Below are 25505 nucleotides of genomic sequence, written 5' to 3' on the forward strand. Positions count from 1 at the left end.
GAGGTCAGCGGCGCCCGGTCCGCGCGCACGAACGAGGCGCCCGACCCGTGACCCGGGCCGAGCGCCTCGTCCTTACCGCCGTTGTCCTGCCTGTCCTGGCTGTCCTGCCTGTCCCGCGGTGTTCCGGGAGGCCGCCTCTAGAGCAGCCCGTCCCACATCTCCTCCAGCAGGACCGACCACCAGCTCTCCGGGGAGGCCAGGGCCGCCGGGTCGAGCGCGGCGAGCTGGGCCTGGAAGTCGACCGTCCAGCGGCCCGCCTGCTCCTGGTTGAGGCCGAACCGCAGCCGCCACATCCGGCCGAGCAGCGCCAGACAGCGCGCGAACTCGGGCAGACCGGTGTTCACGAACTGCGGCGGCACCGGAGCACCCCCGGGACCGGCCTCCACCGGCACGGCGACGATGTTCGCCGTGCCGTACTGGACACAGATCGCCTTGCCGAAGTCGCTGCCCATGACGAGGTACGAGCCCGCGTCGTGGGACGCCGCCACCCCGCGCTCCTGCGCCAGTTCGGCGAGGGTCGGCACCGGACGGCCCGGCTGGGCCTGCGCCCAGAAGAACGGGCCCATGTCGACCGGCAGCCCGGCCACGACCAGGGTGTGCGCCACGATCGGCGGCACACCCTGCCGCGACACGGCCGCGTGGTCGAACCGGAACACCCCCGGCCCGAACGCCGCCGCCAGCTCCTGCGCGATCGCCTCCGGCGGGATCGGCGGCGCGGGCTGCACCGGCGGAATCGGCGCCCGCACCGGTGCCGGACGCGCCGGCCCGTCCGCGACCTGGTGCAACTCGCCCTGATGCGCGAGCAGTTGGTGCATTCCCTGCTGCCGGCTCGCGTGATCCGTGCCGTACGGCGCGATGCTCGTGATCCGCGCCTGCGGGAAGGTCTCCCTGATCATCCGCGCGCAGTACGCGCCCGGCAGCTCACAGGACTCCAACTCCGTGTGCAGCTCCAGCACTTGCTGCGGCGGCACGTTCATCGCGCGCAGCTCGTGCAGGATCTGCCACTCCGGGTGCGGTGTCCCCGGAGCGGACCGCCGGATCAGCTGCTGCTCGGACCCGTCATGGGCGCGGTAGCGCAGCACGGCCTGATAGCCGGGTCCGACGGTCGGCTGCCCCGTCTGCGGATAGCCGTACGCCGGCTGCTGTCCCGGCAGGGGCTGTCCCGGCAGGGGCTGTCCCGGCAGGGGCTGTCCCGGTACGGGCTGCTGTCCGGGCAGCGGCTGAGGAGCACCCGGCGGCATGCCGTGAGCCTGCGGAGGCTGCGGCGCGCCAGGACCTCCGGCCGGAGGGGCGAACATCGTCGCCGCGTGGTGCACCTCACCGGAGGGCGTACCCCCCGGAACGCCGGGCGCGCCCGGCACACCCGGAGGCTGCGGCGCGCCGGGGCCTCCGGCCGGAGGGGCGAACATCGTCGCGGCATGGTGCGCTCCACCGGCGGGCGTGGCGCCCGGCGGGGCCGGCACACCGGGACCGGCCTGCTGCCAGGGCGCCCCGGGGGCACCCGGGGGCTGCGGCGCTCCGGGGCCGCCCACCGCGGGCCCGGCCAGCATCGTCGCGGCATGGTGGACACCGCCCGGAGGGGGCGTGGCACCCGGCGGCGGAGGCGTGGCGCCGGGCGGCTGGGGCGCGCCGGGCGCTCCCCCGGGCCCGTCCGGCCCGAGCTGCGAGACGAGCTGCGTCGGCACATAGCCGCCCGCGGGGGCACCCGGGGCGCCCGGTCCGGGCGGCGGAGGCGTACTGCCCGGGCGCGCGCCCGGCAGACCCGGGGCGCTCGGCGGAGGCGGAGTGCCCGCGCCGCGCGCCGCTCGGGGCGGCTGCGCCTTGCTGGTGGCGGCGTCGGCGATGTCACCCGCGTTCGGGGGCAGCGGCCGCGACGGCACGGCCGACGGCGGCGTGCCGGGGGCACCCGGAGCGGCCGGGGCGCCGGGCGGCGGAGTGGCCTGACCCGCGCCAGGGCCCTGCGGAGAGGCGTAGGCCGAGGCGCCCGGCAGGCCGTGGCCCGACGAAGTGCCGGACGGCGCCGGAGAGTTCGGGTCGGCGGCCACGGGCGCCAGCGTGGTGCGCGGGAGCCTGCTGCCACCGGACATCATGGCGGTCTGATCGTGCGCGGCGGCCGGCGGCGGGGTGCGCGAGTCGTCGACATCCGTCAGCTGCGGCGCGAACACGGTCGCCGGCAGCGGTACGGAACGGTCGTCGCCGGGATCGGCGTTCGTGTCCGTCCCCGCCCACGGGGTCGCGTCGGCGGGAACGGGCGGACTCGCGTCCCGGGGTCCGGGGACCTCGTCGTCGGTCGCGGCGTCCGGCCACGGCGTGGACACGGCGGGAACCGGCGGCACACCCGGTACCGGAGCGGCGGAGCCCGGCGAGGAAGGCGCGCCCGGCGCGACGGCCGGGGAAGCGGCGTGCGCGCCCGGCGCGGCCGTGACTCCGTGCTCCCCTGAATCGCCCTGCGCACCGGAAAGTGAACTCCCGCTCCCGGCGGCCCCGTTCGCGGAACCGCCCGCCGAGGAGGCGGCGGCCGGACGGGACCCCGCTCCGTCGGAGCCGGACGATCCCGACCCGGCACGCCGGTCCGGGATGCCCATCCTGTCCGCGGCCTCCTGAAGCCACTCCGGCGGACTGAGCAGGAACGACGTCTGGTTCAGGTCGACCCGCGCCGCGGGCGCCGGCGCCGGATCGGGGGCCCCCGCGGGCACCCCGTACTCCTCCTCGTACCGGCGGATGACCTCACCCACCGGCAGCGCGGGCCACAGCGTGGCCTCCCCGCTGTCGCGGGCGATGACGAGCCGCTGCGCGCCCCCGTCGGAACGCGGCCCCTCGGCGCGGTCCTCAGCCCATACGACGAAACCGAGTTCGAACTCGCGTACCCGCACCTCGCGGTGCTGGTACCCGGCCACGTCCCCGTTGATCCACTCCTCGGCGCGCTCCTGCGCCTGTGCGAAGGTCACCATCGCAACGTCACTCCCCCACCGAAGAGACGGGCACGGCGTGCGCGAAGCCGCCGTCCACCATCAGGTTCGCCACCGTCTCCAACTCGGGCGGATTGCCCGCGAGCCGGGACAGGAACTGGTCGAAGTCGTCACCGCACGGCAGCAGCAGCCGCTGCACCCGCTCGGCCGCCGGCCACGCGTCCTGGTCACGGACGTCGTCGAACGCGCAGAACCAGACCGAACCGATCCGGTCGCCCTTCACCTTCACGGCCAGCAGACCGCCCTGCACGAACCCGACACCCAGGTAGTCCTTGGTCAGATGGTCGCGCAGGCACTTGTTGACGTACACCAGGTCGTTGACCGCGGCCTCGTCGCGCACGGTGAACAGCGGCTGGTCCACGAGCAGTCCGAGCTCGGCGTCGAGCGCGGCACCGACCGGCGCGCACCCGCCCGCCGCCTTCAGGAACGACCGGTAGGCGCCGGGCAGCCGGTAACCGAGGTCCTCCTCGACGGCCAGCACCTGCTGCTCGGTGACCGCGACCGACGACTTCGGCAGCCCGAAGTGCGCGGGCCGCGTCTCCTGCAACGGTCGCGTCCCCCGCTTGGAATGGTCGACGGCCGCGGTCGCGACGCCACCGTGATGCCGCAGCAGCGCCTTCACCTCGACCGGCACCAGCTCCAGGCGCCGGGTGTCCGCCACGTGGTGCCAGGTCCAGCCGTGCGGAGTCGCCACCGAGGGAATCGTGTCCCACAGATCGTGTCCGGAAGCGGCGAGCGCGGCGTTCGCGGAGACGTAGTCCGTCAGCCTCAACTCGTCGACACCGAACCCCTCCGGGGGCTCGGCGATCTCCGCCGCGGCACGCGCGTAGAGCGAGAAGTCGGGATAACCGCGCTCGTCGATCCGTACACCTCTGGGATGGCGCGCCGCCCGGACCGGATCCGGGAAGTGCACGACTTGCCCGGCGTAGGCCGCGTTCGGCGGCGCGGCTTGTTGCCCGAGCCGACTCGTCATGACGGTTGCCCCCTGCGGCGTCTTCAGTAGCTGGATGGAGCGCGGATGTCGACAGCCTATTCGGTTGTACGGCACCGGTCACCGGGCCTCCGGTTCCGTGACCAGCCGTCACCCCGCCGTGACCGTCCGCCGAAGACCTGGCGTGTCGCGGCGCCCCAGCTACCGCTCCCGCCACGGCATTTGGCAGTCTGTCTCCGCACCGGGGGATGCACGGGAGGGAAATACGATCATGAATGCGACGCATACGAGCACGTCCGGGGATCCCCGGGTCGGCTGGAGCAGCACCGAAGCGCTGCACGCGCCCGCTCTGCTGTACCGCCGCGACGGCATACTCCCCACCGTCGCCGCCGCCCTCTCCGTCCGCGGCGCCACCCTCACCGGCACGGCCGCCCGCGGCGACCAGCCACCCGCTCTTCATCCGCTGGTCCAGGACTTCCTCGACACCCTCACGAACGCCCAGCGCGACCGCTTCACCGGCCGCTGCGCCGAGGCCATCCTGATCTCCCGGCAGATCGCCACCGCCGACGCCGAGCGCAGCAAGCGCGCCGGCCGCAAGCCGATGACCAGCGGCGAGGCCCGCAAGGCGCTCAAGGGAGCCAAGCTGACCGCGCGCCGCATCCGCGAGGACGGCGATCCGCTGCACGGCAGCTTCGCGGCGCCCTGCCGCTCCTGCGCGGCGCTCAGCGGCCACTTCGGCGTACGCATCGTCGACCCGGCGGCACCGGACGCCTGAACTCCCCTCTCCCCGCATACGTACGTATGACGGCGTCCGGCGACGCCGATGTCCCATCCCTCGACGAACGAAGGGCAGATGCACTCCGAACGCTTCTCCTCCAGCCTCTTCTCACCTCCCGGGCAGGGGGGACCCTCGCCGCGTTTCCCCGAGCCCGTGGACGCCGTACTGCGCTCGGCGGGATGGCAGCCGGGACGCTGGGACATAAAGCAGGCCGAGTACTGGGCCGACGAGCTGCGCGGACACACGTCGCCGGCCGGGCACCGGCACTCCGTGTTCCCGGCGGCGGTCGAGGCCTGGGCGGAGTTCGGGGGGCTGCGCGTGGGCGCCACGGGACCCGGGCGCCAGCTCGCCCCCGCCCTGCTCGATCTCGATCCCCTGCACGGGCTGCACATGGCCCGCACCCTCGGTGACCTCGGGCGGGCGCTCGACACCGAGGTCTGCCCCCTGGGCGAGGAGCCCGACTCCCACGCCCTGCTCGCCATCGACGCCGAGGGCCGTGTGTACAGCCTCGACCACACCGGCGACTGGTACGTCGGCCCGCACATCGACGCGGCCCTGACCACCCTCCTCACCGGCACAGCCCCACCGCGCCTGACCACAACCTGAAGACCTTCTTCGCCCCCTCCGCCCCAGACCCCGCTCCTCAAACGCCGGAGGGGCTGACACTTCCCGCAGCCGGGATCCGGCGGGAGGGTCCGTGCCGGTACGTCGATGCCCGTCGCCACCGACGCCCACGCCTCACCCAACGGCGACGGGCTGACGCACCGGCGCGGCCCCGCCCCACCCACCGGCCGGAACCGCGCACCACGAACCGCGAACCACGAACCACGAACCGCCCGGAGGGCTAGGCCGGGATCACCGCCGACACCCGGTACCCGCCCGCGTCCGTGGGCCCCGACACGAACACGCCCCCCAGGGCGGCCACCCGCTCCTTCATCCCCAGCAGCCCGTTCCCCCCGCTGGGGAGCCCGACGGACGACCCCACCGCCAGCTCCGGGGGGCACTCGTTCTCCACCTGCATCGCGATCTCGGACACCCGGTGCGCCAGCCGGACGTACGTCTTGGCCCCCGCCGCGTGCTTGTGGACGTTCGTCAACGCCTCCTGCACCACCCGGTAGGCGGTCTGCTCGATCTCACGGGCGTACGCCCGCAGGTCCCCCTCGACCGACAGGGCCACGACCATCCCGGTCGCCGCCGACTGCCCGATCAGCTCGTCGATCTCGGCCAGGCTCGGCCCCTCGACGGCCCCGGAGTCGCCCGCGGCCCGTGACGCCGCCGCGGCCGCCGCCGCCCCCACCGCGGCCAGCGGCACCGACGGCACCCGCGGGTCCAGCCCGTCCCCCGTACGCAGCACGCCGAGCATCTCTCTGAGTTCCGTGAGCGCCTGACGCCCCATGTCCCCCACCAGGGCGGCGTTCTTCACGGCCTTCTCGGGATCCTTGCGGGCGACCGCCTGGAGCGCCGCCGCGTGCACGACCATCAGCGAGACCCGGTGCGCGACCACGTCGTGCATCTCCCGCGCGATCCGGGTGCGCTCCTCGTTGCGCGCCCACTCCGCCCGTTCCTCGGCCCGCTCCGCGAGCAGTTGGAGCTCCCGCTCCAGCGAATCCGCCCGCTCCCGCAGGCTCTCCATCAGCCGCCGCCTTGCCCCCATGTACAGCCCGAGCAGCACGGGCGGCGCGGTCATGCCGATCGCCGTCGTGATGGAGGCGAAGGGGACCAGCCAGTTGCCCATCGGCACGTCCCCGCGCACCACGCTCTGGTGCGCCCGCACGAACGTCACGATCAGCATGCCGACGAAGGACATCCCGGCCAGCGCCGCGGTGATGCGCCGCGGCAGTTCGGACGCGGCGAGCGTGTAGAGCCCGACGAGTCCCATCAGGAACCCCATCTGGGCGGGCGTGATCGCGATGGACACCAGGACGACCGCGATCGGCCATTTCCGCCGCACCAGGAGCACGGACCCCGCGACCGCCCCGAACACGACACCCACCGGAGCGGGCAGTCCGGCGTCGTGCGCGAAGCGGACCCCCTCGCCTCCGCATTCGAACGCCGACGCCAGGGCGAGCCCCGCGTCCAGCACCGCACCGCGCCATCCGACCCACCACCACGGCCCGGTCCCGGCCGCGGTATGCGCTTCCCCCGTCGTGGTCATGGCACCAGCCTACGGTTGCACCCCGAACCATTTCCGGTGAGTTTTGTCTGCCGGCCCCCACGGCGCCCCGCCGGGAATCGACGGCCTCCGGGACACCCCCTGCCCCCGGCCGTTCCCGGTCGCGCAAGCACAGGAACGCAAACACCGGACCGGCGCGAACGCCCCGGACGCCCGACACGGCCACCCGGTCATCTGCCGCGCGGGGAGCGCCGAGTTGTACCGTCGCACGGAGGGCATCCGGTACGGCATAGTGTTGGGTGCCGACTCGACGGGCCACCAAATGTCCGGTTCCATCGAGTTCATTCCCCCGTGGTGTAATTGGCAGCACTGTGGCTTTTGGTGCCATCTGTCCGGGTTCGAGTCCTGGCGGGGGAGCCTCGGTCGATCCGGCCCCTGACCATGCGCTCAGGGCCCTCTCCCACATGCCTCCTGTTTCGCCCCGGTATCCTGCGGATGTCCACTCCCCCCAGTCATCCGAAGCCGAAGGGCAGTCCCGTGAGCTCCAGTCGCCCGGCAGCCGTCGTTGTACTCGCAGCGGGTGAGGGCACCCGTATGAAATCGGCCACACCCAAGGTTCTCCACGACATCTGCGGACGCTCCCTCGTCGGTCATGTGCTGGCCGCCGCAAGCGAGTTGGACCCCGAGAACCTGATCGTCGTCGTCGGGCACGCCCGCGAGAAGGTCGTCGGGCACCTCGCGGAGATCGACCCGGGTGTGCGCACCGCGGTGCAGGCCGAGCAGAACGGCACCGGGCACGCGGTACGGATGGCCCTCGAAGAGCTCGGCGGGGACGTGGACGGCACCGTCGTGGTGGTCTGCGGCGACACCCCCCTGCTCAGCGGCGAGACCCTGCTCACACTGGCCTCGGCCCACAGCGCCGACGGCAACGCCGTCACCGTGCTCACCGCCGAGGTCCCCGACGCCACCGGCTACGGGCGCATCGTGCGGGACGGCGCAGGCGGCGCGGTCACCGCGATCGTCGAGCACAAGGACGCGAGCGACTCGCAGCGCGCGATCCGCGAGATCAACTCAGGCGTCTTCGCCTTCGACGGCCGGCTGCTCGCCGACGCGCTCGGCAAGGTGCGGACGGACAACAGCCAAGGCGAGGAGTACCTGACCGACGTCCTCGGGATCCTGCGCGAGGCCGGGCACCGGGTGGGCGCGGCCGTCGCCGCCGACCACCGCGAGATCGCCGGCATCAACAACCGCGTCCAGCTCGCCGAGGCCCGCCGCATCCTGAACGACCGGCTGCTCACCCGGGCCATGCTGGCCGGCGTCAGCGTCGTCGACCCCGCGACGACCTGGGTCGACGTGACGGTCACCTTCGAGCAGGACGCGATCGTGCACCCCGGGACGCAGCTCCAGGGCGCCACGCATCTCGCCGAGGGTGCGGAGGTCGGGCCCAACTGCCGCCTGAAGGACACCCGGGTGGGTGCCGGCGCCCGCGTCGACAACACCGTGGCCGACAGCTCCGAGGTGGGTCCGCAGGCCAAGGTCGGCCCGTTCGCCTACCTGCGCCCCGGCACGCGGATCGGCCCGAAGGCCAAGGTCGGTACGTACGTCGAGACGAAGAACGCCACGATCGGCGAGGGGACCAAGATCCCGCACCTGTCGTACGTGGGGGACGCGACGATCGGCGAGTACTCGAACATCGGCGCCGCGAGCGTGTTCGTGAACTACGACGGGCAGGACAAGCACCACACGACGATCGGCTCGCACTGCCGTACGGGTTCGGACAACATGTTTGTGGCTCCTGTCACGGTCGGGGACGGCGCGTACACCGCGGCGGGCTCCGTCATCACCAAGGACGTGCCGCCCGGTTCACTGGCCGTGGCCCGTGGCCAGCAGCGCAATATCGAGGGCTGGGTGGCTCGCAAGCGTCCCGGAAGCGCCGCCGCGAAGGCCGCGGAGACCGCCTCCCGGGAACCGGAAGGCGAAGGCTGACCGGAAAACGGCACGTCTGGGACGGCGTACCGTGATAAGTGCACACCCGCACCCCTGCTGAGAAGCCCTCTCGCAACCCAGCGGAGAAGGCTTTCACGCCCACTGAGATGACCTCTGAGGAGACAGTGCTGTGACCGGGATCAAGACGACGACCGGCGAGAAGAAGATGATGTTCTTCTCCGGCCGCGCCCACCCCGAGCTTGCCCAGGAGGTCGCCCACAAGCTGGGTGTCGGGGTCGTCCCGACGAAGGCCTTCGACTTCGCGAACGGCGAGATCTACATCCGCTACCAGGAGTCCGCCCGCGGCGCCGACTGCTTCCTGATGCAGAGCCACACGGCTCCCATCAATAAGTGGATCATGGAACAGCTGATCATGATCGACGCTCTCAAGCGGGCCTCCGCCCGGAGCATCACCGTGATCGTGCCCTTCTACGGTTACGCCCGCCAGGACAAGAAGCACCGTGGACGTGAACCGATCTCGGCGCGTCTGATCGCGGACCTGATGGCGACGGCCGGCGCGGACCGCATCCTCACGGTCGATCTGCACACGGACCAGATCCAGGGCTTCTTCGACGGACCCGTGGACCACCTGTTCGCGCTGCCGATCCTCGCCGACTACGTGGGCGCCAAGGTCGACAAGTCCAAGCTCACCGTCGTCTCGCCGGACGCCGGCCGGGTGCGGGTCGCCGACCGCTGGTGCGACCGTCTGGACGCTCCGCTGGCCATCGTGCACAAGCGCCGCGACAAGGACGTCGCCAACAAGGTCACCGTCCACGAGGTCGTCGGTGACGTGAAGGGCCGCGTCTGCGTCCTCGTCGACGACATGATCGACACCGGTGGCACCATCTGCGCCGCCGCCGACGCGCTGTTCGCGCACGGCGCCGAGGACGTCATCGTGACGGCCACGCACGGTGTGCTCTCCGGCCCGGCGGCCGACCGTCTGAAGAACTCCAAGGTCAGCGAGTTCATCTTCACCGACACCCTGCCGACCCCGGGTGAGCTGGAGCTCGACAAGATCACGGTGCTCTCGATCGCGCCGACCATCGCGAACGCGGTGCGGGAGGTCTTCGAGGACGGCTCGGTGACGAGCCTGTTCGAGGAGCAGTAGGCCCCTCTCCCGTCGGTCGCCTAGATCGATTTCATGTACGGCCTCCCCGCCCCGTAAGCTGTCACAGTTGCTCGGCGAGGGAGGCCGCACTTTTGTGTGCGGCGGTCCGTTATCGACGCGCTCTTCGTAGCAGGCCGATGTTTGGCCGGGTGACCACTTTCCCCACGTTCTACGAGGAGTGAACATGTCCGAGGTCAAGCTCGCCGCCGAGACCCGCACCGAGTTCGGCAAGGGCGCCGCCCGCCGCATCCGCCGCGAGGCCAAGGTTCCCGCCGTCGTCTACGGTCACGGCACCGAGCCGCTCCACATCACGCTCCCGGGCCACGAGCTGCAGCTCGCCCTGCGTACCGCGAACGTCCTGCTCACCCTGGACCTCGAGGGCAAGACCCAGCTGGCGATCCCGAAGGCCGTCCAGCGTGACGCCATCAAGGGCAGCCTCGACCACGTCGACCTGCTCCTCGTGAAGAGCGGCGAGAAGGTCACCGTCGAGGTCTTCGTGCACACCGAGGGCGAGCTGGCCCCGGGCAGCTTCCTCGTCGAGAACGTGCTGAACACGCTGACGGTCGAGGCCGAGGCCACCCACATCCCGGAGTCGGTCACCGTCTCCATCGCGGGCCTGGAGGCCGGCGCCTCCATCCACGCCAAGGACATCAAGCTCCCCAAGGGCACCACGCTGGCGATCGACGAGGACGCGGTCGTCATCCAGGTCCTGTCGGCGCAGGCCGAGGAGCCGGCCGCCGAGGACGAGTCCGCGGCCGCCGAGGCCTGATCCCCCCGGGAATCTTCATCTGTGTCAGCCGCCGCTCCTGTCGGGAGCGGCGGCTGCCGCGTATCACGGACACATGGGAGACACGGACGTGACGACCGACGCCAACGCGCCCTGGCTGATCGTGGGCCTCGGCAACCCGGGCCCCGAGTACGCCATGAACCGCCACAACGTGGGCTTCATGGTGGCCGATCTGCTGGCCGAGCGGATCGGCGGGAAGTTCAAGCGGGCGGGCAAGGCGCAGGCCCAGGTGATCGAGGGGCGGATCGGGCCGCCCGGTCCGGCGAACCGCCGGGTGATCCTGGCCAAGCCGATGTCGTACATGAACCTGTCGGGCGGCCCGGTGACCGCGCTGCGCGACTTCTACAAGGTGCCGACGGCGAACATCGTGGCCGTCCACGACGAGCTCGACATCGATCACGGCGTGCTGCGGCTGAAGCTGGGCGGCGGCGACAACGGCCACAACGGCCTCAAGTCCATGACCAAGGCGATGGGCGCGGACTATCACCGGGTGCGGTTCGGCATCGGGCGCCCTCCGGGCCGTATACAGGTCGCGGACTTCGTCCTCAAGGACTTCTCCTCGGCGGAGCGCAAGGAACTGGGCTACTTCGTGGACCGGGCGGCGGACGCGGCGGAGTGTCTGGTGATCGAGGGCCTGGAGCGGGCCCAGAGCACGTACAACTCCTGAGGAACGGCCCGTACAACTCCTGAGGAACGGCCCGTACGGCTCCGGAGGAACGGCCGGCGGGCCCCGGGGGCCGCGGAGCGGGCGCGTGGCCGGGGCCGGGTGGCCGACGTACGCGCACAACTGCCGACTTGTCCCCCTCGGGAGTTGACCGAGCGCGTGGCCATGGCCAATGATCCCCGCCATGCGTGCCGTCACCTCCCGTCAGAGCGCGTACACGGCGCTGCGTCTCGGACAGCTCACGGCGATGGGCGTGGTCACCGGGCTCATCCTGATCGCGGGCGTCTGGGCCTCCTGGGGCACCGCGCAGCACGTGATGCTGAGCAAGGGCCGGGAGCAGGGCACGATCGCCGTGCGGTCGTGCTCGGGTGACCTCTGCACGGGGTCGTACACGCCGGTGTCGCCGGGTTCCCGCGCGCGGTCCCACGTCGTCATCGACCAGTCGGTGGCCGTGGAGAAGGGCCGGACGTACACGGTCACGGTCAAGCCCGGCAGCGACGAGGTGGTCCGCAGCGGGCCGGCCGGGCTGCTCTACGCGTGGATCCCGCTCGCGGGGGCCCTGCTGCTCGCCTCGGTCGTGGTCGCCGGCGGCCTGCGGCGGACCCGTCTGGCCTGGGTGATGGCGGGCACGGGGATCGCCCTGCTGACGGCCACGTTCCTGGTCGTGTAGAAGCCGCGGGCCCCCACGCGCGGGCAGGCGGCGGACGGCCGCACGGACATATGAAGGCGCCCTCGGCGCTCGTACGGGTACGAGCGCCGAGGGCGCCTTCCTGTGCGGCCCCGCCGGTGTCCGGTGTCACCGGCTCGGCGGGGCCGTTCGCGTCAGCCGGTGTTGCGCAGGCCCGCCGCCACACCGTTGACCGTCAGGAGCAGGGCCCGCGAGAGCAGCGGGTCGGCCGCCTGGCCGGCCGCGGCCTCGTCGCGCTGGCGCTTGAGGAGGGCGACCTGGAGGTAGGAGATCGGGTCCAGGTAGGCGTCACGGATGGCGAAGGTCTGCTGGAGCACCGGGTTGGTGTCGAGCAGGCTCTCCCCGCCGGTGATGCGCAGCACCTCGCGCACGGTCAGCTCGTGTTCGGCCTCGATGACGGCGAACACGTGCTTGAGCTCGTCGGGGACGAGGGTGTCGACGTAGTGGCGGGCGATCCGCAGGTCGGTCTTCGCGAGGGTCATCTCGACGTTCGAGAGGAAGTTCCGGAAGAAGTGCCACTGCTCGTGCATCTCGTCGAGCACGGTGTCCAGGCCCGCCTCGCGCAGCGCCTTGAGACCGGAGCCCACCCCGAACCAGCCGGGCACGATCTGCCGGGACTGGGTCCAGCCGAAGACCCACGGGATGGCGCGCAGTCCGTCGAGCGAGACGCCCGAGCCGGGGCGGCGGGAGGGCCGCGAGCCCAGGTGCAGGTCGGCGAGCTGGTCGACCGGCGTGGAGGCGAGGAAGTACGTCGGCAGGTCGGGGTCCTCGACGAGCCGCCGGTAGGCGGAGTGGGCGGCGTCGGAGACGACGTCCATCGCCGCGTCCCAGCGGGCCAGCGCCTCGTCGGACTGGCGGGGCGCGGTGTGCAGGGCGGACGCCTGGAGCGTCGCGGCGACCGTCAGTTCGAGGTTCTCGCGGGCGAGCGAGGGGACGAGGTACTTGTCGGAGATGACCTCGCCCTGCTCGGTCACCTTGATCTCGCCCTCCAGGGTGCCCCAGGGCTGCGCGAGGATCGCGTCGTGCGAGGGGCCGCCGCCGCGGCCGACGGTGCCGCCGCGGCCGTGGAAGAGCCGCAGGCGTACGCCGTAGCGGTGGGCGACGTCGCGCAGCCGGCGCTGGGCGCGGTGGATCTCCCACTGCGAGGTGGTGATGCCGCCGAACTTGGAGGAGTCGGAGTAGCCGAGCATGACCTCCTGGACGTCCCCGCGCAGTGCCACCAGACGGCGGTACGAGGGGTCGGAGAGCATGTCCTCCAGGATGGTGTCCGCGGCCTTGAGCTCGTCGGTGGTCTCCAGGAGGGGGACGATGCCGATCTTGGCCCAGCCGGCGTGCAGGTCGAGCAGTCCGGCCTCGCGGGCGAGGACGGCGGCGGCGAAGACGTCGTCGGCGCCCTGGCACATCGAGATGATGTACGACTCGATGACCTCGGGCCCGAAGATCTTCAGGGCCTTCTTGACGGTCTCGAAGACGCCGAGGGTCTTGTGCCCGGCGGCGTCGAGCGGCGCGGGGGTCGGCGCGAGCGGGCGCCGGGAGCGCAGTTCCTTGGCGAGGAGCTTGGCACGGTAGTCGCGCGGCATGTCCACGTAGCGCCAGGACTCCTCGCCCAGCCGGTCGAAGAGCTGGCCGAGGGCGTGGTGGTGGGCGTCCGCGTGCTCGCGTACGTCCATGGTGGCGAGCTGGAGGCCGAACGCGGCGAGCGTGCGGATGGTGCGGTTCATCCGGCCGTCGGCGATCAGGCCGCCGCGGTGCGCGCGCAGCGAGGTCTGGACGAGGGTGAGGTCGCGCAGCAGTTCGGCGGTGCCGAGGTAGTCGCGGCCGTCCTCGTGTGCGGTGCCCTTGGCCAGGCGCTGCTTGGTGTTCTCCAGCTTCTGCCGGATGCAGGTGGCCTTGAGGCGGTAGGGCTCCTCGGCGTTCAGGCGCTTGTAGCGGGGGCTGATCTCCGGCAGGCGCTCCAGGTCGCTCTGGAGGGACTCCAGGAGTTCCTCGGTCGCTCCGGTGTAGCGGATGGAGTTCGACAGGAAGCCGCGGAGTTCGTCGATCAGTTCCAGGGCGTCGTTGATGCCGTGCTCGTGCTGGAGGATCAGGACGTCCCAGGTGACGTCGGGGGTGACGTTCGGGTTGCCGTCGCGGTCGCCGCCGATCCAGGTGCCGAAGGTGAGGGGGCGGGTCTCGTCCGGGAGGGCGACGCCGACGCGTTCGAGTTCGGCGGTGAGGTCCTCCAGGACGTCGCCGACGGCGCCGGCGTGCAGCTCGTCCAGGTAGTAGATGGCGTTGCGGGCCTCGTCGGCGGGCTCGGGGCGCACGACCCGGAGCTCGTCCGTCTGCCACACCAGGTCGATGTTCTCGGCGAGACGGGTGTCGTGGCGGCGGCGGTCGGCCTCGATGACCGGGGTCTCCAGGAGCGCCGCGATGCGCCGCAGCTTGTTGAGGACCGAGCGCCGGGCCGCCTCCGTGGGGTGGGCGGTGAACACCGGGCGGACGTTGAGGTTCTTGACCGTCTGCCGCAGGTGCTCGGGGTCGGCGTCCTTGAGCCGGTCGGCCGTCCGGGCGAGGAGGCCGCCCTCGGCGGCGCGCTTGGCGCGCAGCTCGCGGCCGCGGTGCACCTGCTCGGTGACGTTCGCGAGGTGGAAGTAGGTCGAGAAGGCGCGGACCAGCTTGGCGGCGGTCTCCAGCTCGGTGCCGCGCAGCAGCGCGGCGGCGGCCTCGCCGTCCTCGCGGGTCAGGCGGCGGACCTTCTCGACCAGTTCCAGGAGCTCGGGGCCCTCCTGCCGTACGAGTGTCTCGCCGAGCAGGTCGCCCAGGCGGCGGATGTCGGCGCGCAGTTCGCTGCTGGTCGTCGTGGTCTGGTCGTCGGCACTGCTCACAGGTGCGGCTCCTTGCAGTGGTGAAGCTCGTCTGAAGAGTGGGGAATCTCGTTCGAAGCTCGGCTGAGAGGGAACCCGGGTGACGACCGCGCGCGGCGGGTGCCGCTCAGGGAGGTGGCATCCGGGAAGAAATCAGAACGGACCGCGCTGTCCGACCGACTCCAAGGATAGGTGTCCCCTCGGACGCGCAGGCTCACGGGCTCTTGCCGCCGGGCTACGCGCTGACATACTTACGACGCCGTAGGTTACGGACCCGTAGGTATTCCCGTCGGACGGCGGGAGGGCCCCGGGTTCGCACCCGGACACCCTTCCCCGCCGCTCCTCACCCTCGAACCCCACAGGGGACGCCCATGACCACGAGTTCCGATGTGATCGACGACGCCCCGCGGGCGGACAACGACGACACCTCGCTCCCCGCCGCGACCCTCGGCGGCGAGAAGAAGGGGTCACTCGAACAGATCACCCTCCTTCTTTTCATCGCCGTTCCGTTCGTGGCACTGCTGGCCGCGGTGCCGCTGGCCTGGGGACGGGGGCTCAGCTGGCTGGATCTCGGCCTGCTGGTCTTCTTCTACTACCTCGGCTGCCACGGCGTCACGATCGGCTACCACCGCTACTTCACCCATGGCTCCTTCAAGGCGAAGCGTCCCCTGCGGATCGCGATCGCGATCGCGGGATCCATGGCGGTCGAGGGCCCTCTCGTGCGCTGGGTCGCCGACCACCGCAAGCACCACAAGTTCTCCGACGCGGAGGGTGACCCGCATTCGCCGTGGCGTTACGGGGAGACCGTTCCGGCGCTGATGAAGGGCCTGTGGTGGGCACACATCGGATGGATGTTCGACCAGGAGCGGACCCCGCAGGAGAAGTACGCGCCCGATCTGGTCAAGGACCCGGTGATCCGCGCGATCTCGCGTCAGTTCATCCTCTGGACGCTGCTCTCGCTGGCCCTGCCGGCCCTGATCGGCGGTCTCGTGACGATGTCGTGGTGGGGCGCGTTCACCGGCTTCTTCTGGGGATCTCTCGTCCGGGTGGCCCTGCTGCACCATGTGACCTGGTCGATCAACTCGATCTGTCACGCGGTCGGCAAGCGCCCCTTCAAGTCGCGTGACCGTTCGGGCAACGTGTGGTGGCTGGCGGTGCTCTCGTGCGGCGAGTCCTGGCACAACCTCCACCACTCGGAACCGACGTCCGCCCGGCACGGTGTGGACCGCGGCCAGCTCGACTCCTCCGCGCGGATCATCCGCTGGTGCGAGCAGCTCGGATGGGCCTACGACGTGCGCTGGCCGTCACGCTCGCGTATCGATTCCCGCCGCAGCGACGACGGGAACCGCTCCCGACGCAAGACGGAAACCGCTGAAGCGGCATGATTGACGGCGTGGCGACCGACTCCAGCAGCACCCCGAGCAGCAGCGACAAGCCGCGGCGCGCGCGCCGCACGCGTATGACCGGCGCCGAGCGCCGTCAGCAGCTGCTGGAGATCGGCCGCACCCTGTTCGCGGCCAAGGGCTTCGAGGGCACGTCGGTGGAGGAGATCGCGGCCAAGGCCGGTGTCTCCAAGCCGGTGGTCTACGAGCACTTCGGCGGCAAGGAGGGCCTGTACGCGGTGGTGGTGGACCGTGAGATGCGGCGGCTGCTGGACATGGTGACCGGTTCGCTGACGGCGGGCCATCCGCGCGAGCTGTGCGAGCAGGCGGCGTTCGCCCTTCTCGACTACATCGAGGAGTACACGGACGGTTTCCGCATCCTGGTCCGTGACTCCCCCATCCCGCAGTCGACGGGTTCGTTCGCGTCGTTGATCTCGGACATCGCCACCCAGGTGGAGGACATCCTGGGCCGCGAGTTCAAGAGCCGCGGCTTCGACTCGAAGCTGGCGCCGCTGTACGCCCAGGCCCTGGTCGGCATGGTCGCGCTGACGGGCCAGTGGTGGCTGGACGTCCGCAAGCCGCGCAAGGCGGAGGTGGCCGCGCATCTGGTGAATCTGGCGTGGCACGGTCTGGACGGGCTGGAGCCGAAGCCGCGGCTGATAGGGCATCGCAAGGCCTGAGACGAGGCGTGAGCCGGGGGCGTGCCCCCGGCTCAGTCGCGGGCCGGGAGCGGCTCCAGGAATTCGAGGCGGTTGCCGACGGGGTCCTCGGAGAAGAAGCGCCGGTGGCCCGGCAGGTCCTCGTCCCAGGTGACGGGGGCGCCGGCGGCCGCGATCCGCGCGGCGTACGCGTCGATGCCGGTGACGCGCAGCCCGGGGTGGGCCTTCTTCGCGGGACGGAAGGCGGCCTCGGTCCCGAGGTGGAGCTGGACGGCTCCGGTCCGGAACCAGCAGCCCCCGCGGCCGGCGAGGACGGGCGGTTTGGGCGTCTCGGTCATACCGAGCACATCGACGTAGTACGCGCGCAGGCGGTCCTCGGAGCCCGGCGGGGCGGCGAGCTGGACATGGTCGAGCGCGGTGAGCATCAGGCCTCCTTCCGGGCCACGGCGAAGAGCCGGCGAAACGGCAGGACCGTGCCGTGGGGCCGGGCGGGGTAGGCCTCGCGCAGCAGGTCCCGGTAGGCGGCGAGGAAGTCGTCCGTGGCCTCGGGGTCGTCCGCGAGGGCGGTCAGCACGGGCCGCAGCGCGGTCCCCTTCGCCCAGTCGAGCACGGCGTCCTGCCCGCTCAGCAGCTGCATGTACGTGGTCTCCCAGACGTCCGTGCGGCAGCCGGCCCGCTCCAGGAGGTCCAGGTAGACGAGCGGGTCGTGGACCGAGTCCGCAGGACGCGGGGCGTCGCCGAGGAGGCCCTTCCAGCGCGGGGAGGAGGCGAGTTCGCGCAGGAGGACGTGCAGCGGGGCGTCGGTGTTGTGGGGGACCTGGAAGGCGAAGGTGCCGCCGGGCGCGAGCGCGTCGAGCCAGCCGGGGAGCGACTCCAGGTGTCCCGGCACCCACTGGAGCGCGGCGTTCGAGGTGATCAGGTCGTACGTCTCGGCGGGCGCCCAGTCGGTGAGGTCGGCGTGGGCGAAGTCGAGCCGCCCGCCGCCGGCCGTGGGGCCGGCGTACTCCTCGGACCGGGCCAGCATGTCGGCGGAGTTGTCGTAGCCGGTGATGCGGGCGGTGGGCCAGCGGTCGGCGAGCTGGACGGTGACGTTGCCGGGGCCGCAGCCGAGGTCGGCGATGCGGGCGGGATCGCCCGGAAGGCCGGGGACCTGGGCGAGCAGATCGGCGAAGGGGCGGGCCCGGTGCCGGGAGTGGCGCAGGTACTGGCCCGGGTCCCAGGTGGGGGTGGCTGCCATGGGTGGCCTCCTCGAAGTCGCCGCGGGGGTCGCGGACCGCTGAAGGGGCGGCGGTGACCGGACCGTTCGGGTCTCCAGCCTCACAGGCGCACTATCTCGACGTCAAGAGACTCGCCGTCGAGAAACTCCACATCAAGAGACTTCACGTCGACACAACCACTACACTGATCGTCATGGAGGACGAGGTCGATCGGCTGGTCGCTGCGTGGCGCCGGGAGCGCCCTGACCTCGACGTGGAACCGCTCGAGGTGCTCAGCCGGGTGAGCAGGCTGGCCCGGCACCTGGACCGAGCGCGCCGGCTCGCTTTCGCCGAGCACAGCCTGGAGCCCTGGGAGTTCGACGTCCTGACGGCGCTGCGGCGCGCGGGGTCCCCGTATCAGCTCTCTCCCGGGCAACTGCTGACACAGACGCTCGTCACCTCCGGCACGATGACCAACCGCATCGACCGTCTGACCAAGAAGGGTCTGGTCGAACGCCTCCCGGACCCGAGCGACCGCAGAGGCGTGCTCGTACGCCTCACGGACGAGGGGTGCGACCGGGCCGACCAGGCGCTGGCCGGTCTGCTCGACCAGGAGCGGGCGATCCTCGCCGAGCTGAGCCGGGCGCAGCGCGGTGAACTGGCCGGGCTGCTACGCCAGTTGACCGCCCCGTTCGACAACATCCCCGGTTAGGTCGACGGGTCCCACACCCGCGCGCCGGGCCAGTGCCACGGCGGCGAGGGTGGAGTGCACACCGAGCTTCCCGAGGACGTTCTGCATATGGGTGCGGACGGTGTGCGGCGACAGGAACAGCCGTTCCGCCACCGCCTTGCGCCCGAGCCCGGCGACCATGCACCGCAGCACCTCGCGCTCACGGGGCGTCAGCGACTCTACGAGCCGCTCGCTCTCGGTGCGGTGCTTGCGCGCGGCGGTCAGCTCCCGCAGCACCCCGGTGAGCAGGGCGGGCGGCAGATGGGTCTCGTCGCGCAGCACACCCCGGATGACCGTGAGCAGCCGCGACAGCGAGCAGTCCTTGGCGACCCATCCCGAGGCACCGGCCTGGAGGGCGAGCGCGGCTCTGCGCGGATCGTCCTTCTCGGCCAGCACGACGATCCGTACCCCCGGCTGCCCGGTACGCACCCCCGCGACCAGCGATATGCCGTCGACCAGGCCGTCCTCGTTGCTCTCCTGGACGGGCACCGCCGGACGCATGCCGGGCAGATTGCCGCCCAGGTCGGCGTCGACGAGCAGCACGTCGAAGCGGCGGCCCTCGGCCGCCGCGCGTTCGAGGCAGCGCAGCGCGGCCGGACCGCTGCCGGCCGCGGACACGTCGACATCGGGCTCGGCCGCGAGCGCGGCGGCGAGCGACTCGGCGAAGATGCGATGGTCGTCGACGACCAGTACTCGGATGCGAACCACAGAAACCCCCACTGTCGGGGGACGATCCGTACGGGTACGGCGCCCGAGGTGATCCCGGGTCCGCTTGCGACCCGGAAAACGAGGTGCCTTCGCCGCACGGCCGCCGCCGTGCTGGAAGTGCTACCCCCACTTCGGGCGTCGTACCCGACTGTCTCGCCCCCTGATCAGCACCGGCCCCCACCGGCACTGTTCATCAGAGTACGGCTGGGGGCGAGGAGCGGAAGGTGATTTGCAGAACTGGTTGGCCAGCGCGTTTATGGTGAGCCGTATGTTTCGTATCGAGACAGGAGACGACAAGGAGCGTCGGGATCTGCTCCGCAGACGGCTGCTGGACGCGAACACGGCTGCCTCCCCGGTGCTGCGCGCGCTGCGCGGAACCCCAGGTGAACGTGAACTTCCGCTCCAGGTCTGGGCCTTGGACGAGGACGGCACGCTGGTCGGCGGTCTGGTGGGCCACACCTGGACGACCTGGCTGCACGTGACGTACCTGTGGGTCGACGACCGCACCCGGGGCACGGGCCTGGGCAGCCGGCTCCTGGCGGAGGCCGAACGCGTCGCGCGCGAGGAACGGGGCTGCCACGCCGCCCGCTTGGAGACCTGGGACTTCCAGGCCCCGGACTTCTACCGGAAACAGGGCTACGAGGTGGTGGCCGTGATCCCCGACTACCCACCGGGAATCACGGAGTACACCCTCACGAAGCACTGGCAGTTCAGCCCCTGAAGCCCCAGCCCCTCCACCAGTCCCAGCCCCTCCGGCGCCCGAGGGAATTTCAGCCCCTCCGGCGTTTGAGGAGCGGGGGTCCGGGGGCGGAGCCCCCGGGTACGGGACGGGACAGGGGCGGAGGGGGCAAAACAAGCCCGGGGGTCAGCCGATACGCCGGGCCCCGGCCGAAGGAACGGCCGGGAACACCCGGGGCGCGGTGAAGCCCGCCGCGGCGAACGCCTCCACGATCGCCTTGGTGACCGTGTCGACGTCAGCCGATTCGAGCAGCACGACAGCAGACCCCCCGAACCCACCCCCCGTCATCCGCGCCCCCAGCGCCCCCGCGGCGTTGGCCGCCGAAACCGCGAGATCCAGCTCGGGACAAGAGATCCGCAGATCGTCCCGCAGCGAGGCGTGACCGTCCGTCAGGACCGGCCCGATCGCCCGGACGTCACCCGCGTCCAGCAGGGTGATGACCTGGTCCACCCGGTGGTCGTCGGAGACGACATGCCGGACGTAGCGGCGCACCCGCTCGTCGGAGAGCCGCGCGAGCGCCGCGTCCAGTCCGTCGTAGGAGACATCGCGCAGATGGGACACCCCCAGCTGCCGAGCCCCCTCCTCACAGCCCGCGCGCCGCTCGGCGTACGCCCCGTCGCCGAGCGCGTGCTTCACCCGGGTGTCGACGACGAGGAGTTCGAGGCCCTGCGAGGCGAGGTCGAAGGGGACCTGGCGGATGGACAGGTCGCGGCAGTCGAGGTGCAGGGCGTGGCCCTCGGTGCAGCACGCCGACGCCGTCTGGTCCATGACCCCGCAGGGCACGCCGACGAAGTCGTTCTCGGCGCGCTGCGCGAGCCGTGCCAGCTCCGGCCGGGTGAGCCCGAATCCGTACAGCTCGTTCAGGGCGAGGCCGGTGACGACCTCCAGGGCCGCCGAGGAGGACAGCCCGGCGCCGGTGGGGACCGTGGAGGCCAGGTGGATGTCCGCGCCGCCGACGGCGTGGCCCGCCTCGCGCAGCGCCCACACGACACCCGCCGGATAGGCGGCCCAGCCGGTGTCCGACCGGGGCGTCAGTTCGTCGACGCGCAGCTCGACGACCGGGCCGTCGATGTCCGCCGAGTGCAGCCGCAGCACCCCGTCGGACCGGCGGGACACCGCCGCGACCGCCGTGTGCGGCAGCGCGAGCGGCATCACGAACCCCTCGTTGAAGTCCGTGTACTCGCCGATCAGGTTGACCCGGCCGGGCGCCGCCCAGACGCCCTCGGGCGCGGCGCCGTACAGCTCCTCGAAGCCCTCACGTACCCCCACCTGCTCCACCCGCTATCCCTTCGCTGTGTTCTGTGCGAACTCCCACGCGTCCGCGACGATGCCCGCGAGATCCGCGCGGGACGGGTTCCAGCCGAGCCGCTCCCGGGCGGCCTCGGCCGAGGCGACCAGGACCGCCGGGTCCCCGCCGCGGCGCGGGGCCACGACCTCGGGGATCGGGTGTCCGGTCACCCGGCGCACCGTCTCGATGACCTCGCGGACGGAGAAGCCGTTGCCGTTGCCGAGGTTGCAGATCAGGTGCTCGCCGGGGGCCGCGGCCTTCAGCGCCAGCAGGTGCGCCTCGGCGAGGTCCGCGACGTGGATGTAGTCGCGGATGCAGGTGCCGTCCGGGGTCGGGTAGTCGTCGCCGAAGACGGAGATCGCGTCGCGGCGGCCCTGCGCGACCTGGAGGACGAGCGGGATGAGGTGCGACTCGGGGTCGTGCCGCTCACCGCTCTCGCCGTAGGCGCCGGCCACGTTGAAGTAGCGCAGGGAGACGGCGCCGAGTCCGTGCGCGGCCGCCTCGCCGGTGATCATGTGGTCGACGGCGAGCTTGGAGGCGCCGTAGGGGTTGGTGGGCCGGGTCGGTGCGGACTCCACGATCGGGGTGGTCTCGGGCTCGCCGTAGGTCGCGGCGGTGGAGGAGAAGACCAGCGTGCGCACTCCGGTGTCGCGCATCGCGGCGAGCAGGGCCATGGTGCCGCCGACGTTGTTGTCCCAGTACTTCTCGGGCTTGACGACGGACTCGCCGACCTGCGAGAACGCGGCGAAGTGCAGCACCGCGCCGTACGAGGAATCCAGCCACTTGGCGGCATCGCGAATGTCGCCCTCGATGAACGCGGCGCCGGCGGGCACGCCCTCGCGGAAACCTGTCGAGAGGTTGTCGAGGACGGTGACCTCGTGGCCGGCCTCCAGCAGGTGGCGCGCGACCACGCTGCCCACATAGCCGGCTCCGCCCGTGACCAGGTACTTCCCACTCATGAACTCGCTACCTCTCGCAGTCGCTGAGCCGCGGTCTCCGGCGGCACGTCGTTGATGAACACGTTCATGCCGGATTCGGAACCCGCGAGGAACTTCAGCTTGCCGGAAGTGCGGCGAATGGTGAAAAGCTCGAGGTGGAGCGCGAAGTCGTCCCGGTTGACGCCTTCGAACTCCTCCAGCGGGCCGAAGGGAGCCTGGTGCCACGCCGCGATGTACGGCGTCGGCGGCTCGCCCGTCCCGTCCTTCCCACCGTCCGGTCCGTCGAAGATCCGGTCGAAGCGTCTCAAGAGTTCCAGATAGACCTGGGGGAACTCTGTGCGCGCGTCCTCGTCGAGGCCGAGCAGGTCCGGCACGCGGCGGCGCGGATAGAGGTGGACCTCGTACGGCCAGTGGGCGGCGTACGGGACGAAGGCGACCCAGTGCTCGCTCGACAGGACGACCCGCGAGCCGTCCGCCAGCTCGCGGGCGACGACCTCGTCGAACAGGTTCTCCCCGCCGGTCGCCTCCTTGTGCGCGGCCAGCGAGCGCAGCATCAGTGCGGTACGGGGGGTGGTGAAGGGGTAGCCGTAGATCTGCCCGTGCGGGTGACCGAGTGTCACACCGATCTCGGCGCCGCGGTTCTCGAAGCAGAAGACCTGCTGGACGGAGGGCAGATGGGACAGCTCGGCGGTGCGGTCCGTCCAGGCCTCCAGGACGAGGGCCGCCTGCGCCTCCGTCAGATCCGCGAAGGAGGCGTCGTGGTCGGAGGTGAAGCAGACGACCTCGCAGCGGCCGGAGTCCCCGGCCAGCGAGGGGAAACGGTTCTCGAACACCACGACGTCGTACGAGGAGTCGGGGATCTCGCTCAGCCGGTCGCCCGAGGACGGGCACAGCGGGCACTCGTTCGCCGGGGGGTGGTAGATGCGCCCCTGGCGGTGCGAGGCGATCGCCACCGAGTCGCCGAGCAGCGGGTCGCGGCGCACCTCCGAGGTGGTGACGGTCGGGTCGAGCGGGCGCCGGTCCACCGCGTCGCGCACCTGGTCGTCGCCCGCGTCGTAGTAGATGAGCTCACGACCGTCGGCGAGCCGGGTCGAGGTCTTCTTCACAGTCGGACTCCCCATCAACACCCGATCAAACCTTCAAACATAACCGAACACAACAAACCACAAGCCACCACCGCAGTCAACGTCACAATCAAACAAAGGACACCATCGAAAGGGTGCGTCCGTTGCATGCGGAGGCATAAGTTCCGGTCCGATAGGTTCATGCGACGAAGCGAGTTCTGATGCAGTCCCCCACACATCCACCCCAAGCGGGCATCCTGCTCGCCGCCGAGCTGCGTCTCCCCACGAACGCACTCGACTACACAATCCTCGGCATCTACTTCGCGGTCGTCCTCGGCATCGGCTTCGCGGCCCGCCGCTCGGTGAGGACGAGCCTCGACTTCTTCCTGTCCGGGCGCTCGCTGCCCGCCTGGATCACCGGCCTGGCCTTCATCTCCGCCAACCTGGGCGCCACCGAGATCCTCGGCATGGCCGCCAACAGCGCCCAGTACGGCGTCTACACCGTGCACTGGTACTGGATCGGCGCCATTCCGGCGATGGTCTTCCTGGGCCTGGTGATGATGCCGTTCTACTACGGCTCCAAGGTCCGCTCGGTGCCCGAGTTCCTGTTGCTGCGTTTCGACAAATGGGCGCACCTGCTGAGTTCGATCCTGTTCGCCTTCGCCGCCGTCCTGATCGCGGGCGTCAACCTCTACTCGCTCGCGATCGTGGTCGAGGCACTGCTCGGCTGGCCGCAGTGGGTGGCGATCGTGGTCGCCGGGTTCTTCGTCCTCGCCTACATCACCCTCGGCGGGCTCTCCTCCGCGATCTACAACGAGGTGCTCCAGTTCTTCGTGATCCTGGCGGCGCTGATCCCGATCACCGTGCTCGGCCTGAACCGGGTGGGCGGCTGGGGCGGTCTGACGGACTCCCTCGACAAGACCCACGGCACCGACTTCACGACCGCCTGGGGCGGCACGGGCATCGGCAGCGACAATCCGCTCGGCGCCAACTGGCTGACCATCGTGCTCGGTCTCGGCTTCGTGCTGTCCTTCGGCTACTGGACGACGAACTTCGCCGAGGTGCAGCGCGCGCTGTCGGCCAAGAACCTCTCCGCGGCCCAGCGCACCCCGCTGATCGCGGCCTACCCGAAGATCTTCATCGTCTTCCTGGTGATGATCCCGGGGCTGGTGGCGGCCGTCCTGGTCCCGAAGATCGGCACGAGCGGTTCGGATCTCCAGTACAACGACGCGATCCCGTATCTGATGCAGGAGTTGCTGCCCAACGGTGTCCTCGGCATCGCGGTGACCGGTCTGCTGGCCGCGTTCATGGCGGGCATGGCGGCCAACGTCTCGTCCTTCAACACCGTGTTCACGACGGACATCTGGGCGAGGTACGTGGTGACGGACCGCGAGGACTCCTACTACGTGCGCTTCGGGCGCCTCATCACGGTGATCGGTGTCCTCGCGTCGATCGGCACGGCCTTCCTGGCCTCGTCCTTCTCCAACATCATGAGCTACCTCCAGACGCTCTTCTCCTTCTTCAACGTGCCGATGTTCGCGGTCTTCATCATCGGCATGTTCTGGAAGCGGGCGTCGGTGAAGTCGGGCTTCTGGGGTCTGCTGGCCGGTACGACGGCCGCGATGGTGAACTACTTCGTCCTCTACAAGCAGGACATCATCGGCTTCCCCTCCGACCAGGGCGCCAACTTCGTCTCCGCGATCGTCGCCTTCGTGGCCGGTGGCGTGGTGATGGTCGGGGTCTCGCTCTTCACCGCCCCGAAGCCGGCGGAGGAACTGCAGGGCCTGGTCTACGGCACGGTGTCCCCCGGCATGGCCGAACCGCCGGCCGCCGGCGACGACGCCTGGTACCGCAAGCCCGCCCTGCTGGGCTGGGGCGCGATGATCCTGGCGGCCGCCTGCTACATCCCGTTCTCGTTCTGACGAGTCCCG

Annotated in this window: 22 protein-coding genes and 1 tRNA gene; 13 read left to right on the plus strand and 10 right to left on the minus strand. The window is 71.2% G+C overall.

Going from position 1 to position 25505, the window contains the following annotated elements; all coding sequences use genetic code 11:
* Positions 1-137: 137 nt before the first annotated feature.
* Positions 138-2951: an SUKH-4 family immunity protein gene (locus tag ACF07B_RS15005; protein ID WP_392179269.1), complete on the minus strand. Its 2814-nt coding sequence runs from the start codon at positions 2949-2951 to the stop codon at positions 138-140.
* Between the two features lie 7 nt (positions 2952-2958).
* Positions 2959-3942, minus strand: a complete 984-nt coding sequence (locus ACF07B_RS15010; RefSeq protein ID WP_369486458.1) for an SMI1/KNR4 family protein — start codon at positions 3940-3942, stop codon at positions 2959-2961.
* Between the two features lie 229 nt (positions 3943-4171).
* Between ACF07B_RS15010 and ACF07B_RS15015 the strand changes: the two genes are divergently transcribed.
* Complete coding sequence (locus tag ACF07B_RS15015) at positions 4172-4675, plus strand: YwqJ-related putative deaminase (RefSeq protein WP_369486459.1); 504 nt, start codon at positions 4172-4174, stop codon at positions 4673-4675.
* A gap of 78 nt (positions 4676-4753) precedes the next feature.
* Positions 4754-5284 carry an SUKH-3 domain-containing protein gene (locus ACF07B_RS15020; RefSeq protein ID WP_392179270.1) on the plus strand — a complete coding sequence of 177 codons (531 nt, stop codon included), beginning with the start codon at positions 4754-4756 and terminating at the stop codon, positions 5282-5284.
* A gap of 238 nt (positions 5285-5522) precedes the next feature.
* Here ACF07B_RS15020 and ACF07B_RS15025 read toward each other — a convergent pair whose 3' ends face one another.
* Entirely contained in the window at positions 5523-6833 is a 1311-nt protein-coding gene (locus ACF07B_RS15025) for a sensor histidine kinase (RefSeq protein ID WP_392179271.1), read from the minus strand.
* Between the two features lie 303 nt (positions 6834-7136).
* Between ACF07B_RS15025 and ACF07B_RS15030 the strand changes: the two genes are divergently transcribed.
* From ACF07B_RS15030 to ACF07B_RS15055, 6 genes are all read left to right on the plus strand, one after another.
* Positions 7137-7208: transfer RNA gene (locus ACF07B_RS15030), tRNA-Gln, on the plus strand.
* A gap of 120 nt (positions 7209-7328) precedes the next feature.
* Entirely contained in the window at positions 7329-8777 is a 1449-nt protein-coding gene (gene glmU / locus ACF07B_RS15035; RefSeq protein ID WP_369486462.1) for a bifunctional UDP-N-acetylglucosamine diphosphorylase/glucosamine-1-phosphate N-acetyltransferase GlmU, read from the plus strand.
* A 130-nt stretch (positions 8778-8907) separates the two neighbouring features.
* Positions 8908-9885, plus strand: a complete 978-nt coding sequence (locus ACF07B_RS15040; protein WP_326787297.1) for a ribose-phosphate diphosphokinase — start codon at positions 8908-8910, stop codon at positions 9883-9885.
* Positions 9886-10069: 184 nt separating this feature from the next.
* Positions 10070-10654 carry a 50S ribosomal protein L25/general stress protein Ctc gene (locus tag ACF07B_RS15045; protein WP_328555099.1) on the plus strand — a complete coding sequence of 195 codons (585 nt, stop codon included), beginning with the start codon at positions 10070-10072 and terminating at the stop codon, positions 10652-10654.
* Positions 10655-10727: 73 nt separating this feature from the next.
* Positions 10728-11339, plus strand: a complete 612-nt coding sequence (pth, locus tag ACF07B_RS15050; protein WP_392179272.1) for an aminoacyl-tRNA hydrolase — start codon at positions 10728-10730, stop codon at positions 11337-11339.
* A gap of 169 nt (positions 11340-11508) precedes the next feature.
* Positions 11509-12006: a hypothetical protein gene (locus ACF07B_RS15055; RefSeq protein WP_369486465.1), complete on the plus strand. Its 498-nt coding sequence runs from the start codon at positions 11509-11511 to the stop codon at positions 12004-12006.
* Positions 12007-12158: 152 nt separating this feature from the next.
* Here ACF07B_RS15055 and ppc read toward each other — a convergent pair whose 3' ends face one another.
* Positions 12159-14891, minus strand: a complete 2733-nt coding sequence (ppc, locus tag ACF07B_RS15060) for a phosphoenolpyruvate carboxylase (protein ID WP_369483625.1) — start codon at positions 14889-14891, stop codon at positions 12159-12161.
* Between the two features lie 350 nt (positions 14892-15241).
* On the opposite strand from ppc, the gene ACF07B_RS15065 reads away from it, so the two are divergent.
* Both ACF07B_RS15065 and ACF07B_RS15070 read left to right on the plus strand, forming a co-directional pair.
* Positions 15242-16255 (plus strand): acyl-CoA desaturase, encoded by a 1014-nt coding sequence (locus ACF07B_RS15065; protein ID WP_392179273.1) that lies wholly within the window; start codon positions 15242-15244, stop codon positions 16253-16255.
* Positions 16252-16932 carry a TetR/AcrR family transcriptional regulator gene (locus ACF07B_RS15070; protein WP_328451609.1) on the plus strand — a complete coding sequence of 227 codons (681 nt, stop codon included), beginning with the start codon at positions 16252-16254 and terminating at the stop codon, positions 16930-16932. The genes ACF07B_RS15065 and ACF07B_RS15070 overlap by 4 nt, the downstream gene beginning before the upstream one ends.
* Positions 16933-16964: 32 nt before the next feature.
* Here ACF07B_RS15070 and ACF07B_RS15075 read toward each other — a convergent pair whose 3' ends face one another.
* Both ACF07B_RS15075 and ACF07B_RS15080 read right to left on the minus strand, forming a co-directional pair.
* Positions 16965-17336: a VOC family protein gene (locus tag ACF07B_RS15075; protein ID WP_384232809.1), complete on the minus strand. Its 372-nt coding sequence runs from the start codon at positions 17334-17336 to the stop codon at positions 16965-16967.
* A complete protein-coding gene (locus tag ACF07B_RS15080; protein WP_392179274.1) occupies positions 17336-18148 on the minus strand; it encodes a trans-aconitate 2-methyltransferase in 813 nt (270 codons plus the stop codon). The genes ACF07B_RS15075 and ACF07B_RS15080 overlap by 1 nt, the downstream gene beginning before the upstream one ends.
* A 173-nt stretch (positions 18149-18321) precedes the next feature.
* Here ACF07B_RS15080 and ACF07B_RS15085 point away from each other — a divergent pair, with 173 nt between their 5' ends.
* On the plus strand, positions 18322-18819 hold the full coding sequence (locus ACF07B_RS15085) for a MarR family winged helix-turn-helix transcriptional regulator (RefSeq protein WP_261703948.1): 498 nt from the start codon (positions 18322-18324) through the stop codon (positions 18817-18819).
* Here ACF07B_RS15085 and ACF07B_RS15090 read toward each other — a convergent pair.
* Positions 18778-19545: a response regulator transcription factor gene (locus ACF07B_RS15090; protein ID WP_362974012.1), complete on the minus strand. Its 768-nt coding sequence runs from the start codon at positions 19543-19545 to the stop codon at positions 18778-18780. The genes ACF07B_RS15085 and ACF07B_RS15090 overlap by 42 nt on opposite strands.
* A gap of 256 nt (positions 19546-19801) precedes the next feature.
* Between ACF07B_RS15090 and ACF07B_RS15095 the strand changes: the two genes are divergently transcribed.
* Complete coding sequence (locus tag ACF07B_RS15095) at positions 19802-20266, plus strand: GNAT family N-acetyltransferase (protein ID WP_392179529.1); 465 nt, start codon at positions 19802-19804, stop codon at positions 20264-20266.
* 144 nt (positions 20267-20410) lie between these two features.
* Here ACF07B_RS15095 and galK read toward each other — a convergent pair whose 3' ends face one another.
* Genes galK through galT form a run of 3 tightly spaced genes read right to left on the minus strand, consistent with a single transcriptional unit; the run spans position 20411 to position 23616 of the window.
* Complete coding sequence (galK, locus tag ACF07B_RS15100; RefSeq protein ID WP_392179530.1) at positions 20411-21553, minus strand: galactokinase; 1143 nt, start codon at positions 21551-21553, stop codon at positions 20411-20413.
* Between the two features lie 12 nt (positions 21554-21565).
* Positions 21566-22531, minus strand: coding sequence for a UDP-glucose 4-epimerase GalE (gene galE / locus ACF07B_RS15105; RefSeq protein ID WP_392179275.1), 966 nt, complete (start codon positions 22529-22531; stop codon positions 21566-21568).
* Entirely contained in the window at positions 22528-23616 is a 1089-nt protein-coding gene (galT, locus tag ACF07B_RS15110) for a galactose-1-phosphate uridylyltransferase (protein WP_369483620.1), read from the minus strand. Before galT ends, galE begins: the two co-directional genes overlap by 4 nt.
* Before the next feature lie 179 nt (positions 23617-23795).
* On the opposite strand from galT, the gene ACF07B_RS15115 reads away from it, so the two are divergent.
* Positions 23796-25496: a sodium:solute symporter family protein gene (locus ACF07B_RS15115; RefSeq protein ID WP_392179276.1), complete on the plus strand. Its 1701-nt coding sequence runs from the start codon at positions 23796-23798 to the stop codon at positions 25494-25496.
* Positions 25497-25505 lie beyond the last annotated feature (9 nt).

Source organism: Streptomyces sp. NPDC015532 (assembly GCF_043078065.1).
GTDB lineage: Bacteria > Actinomycetota > Actinomycetes > Streptomycetales > Streptomycetaceae > Streptomyces.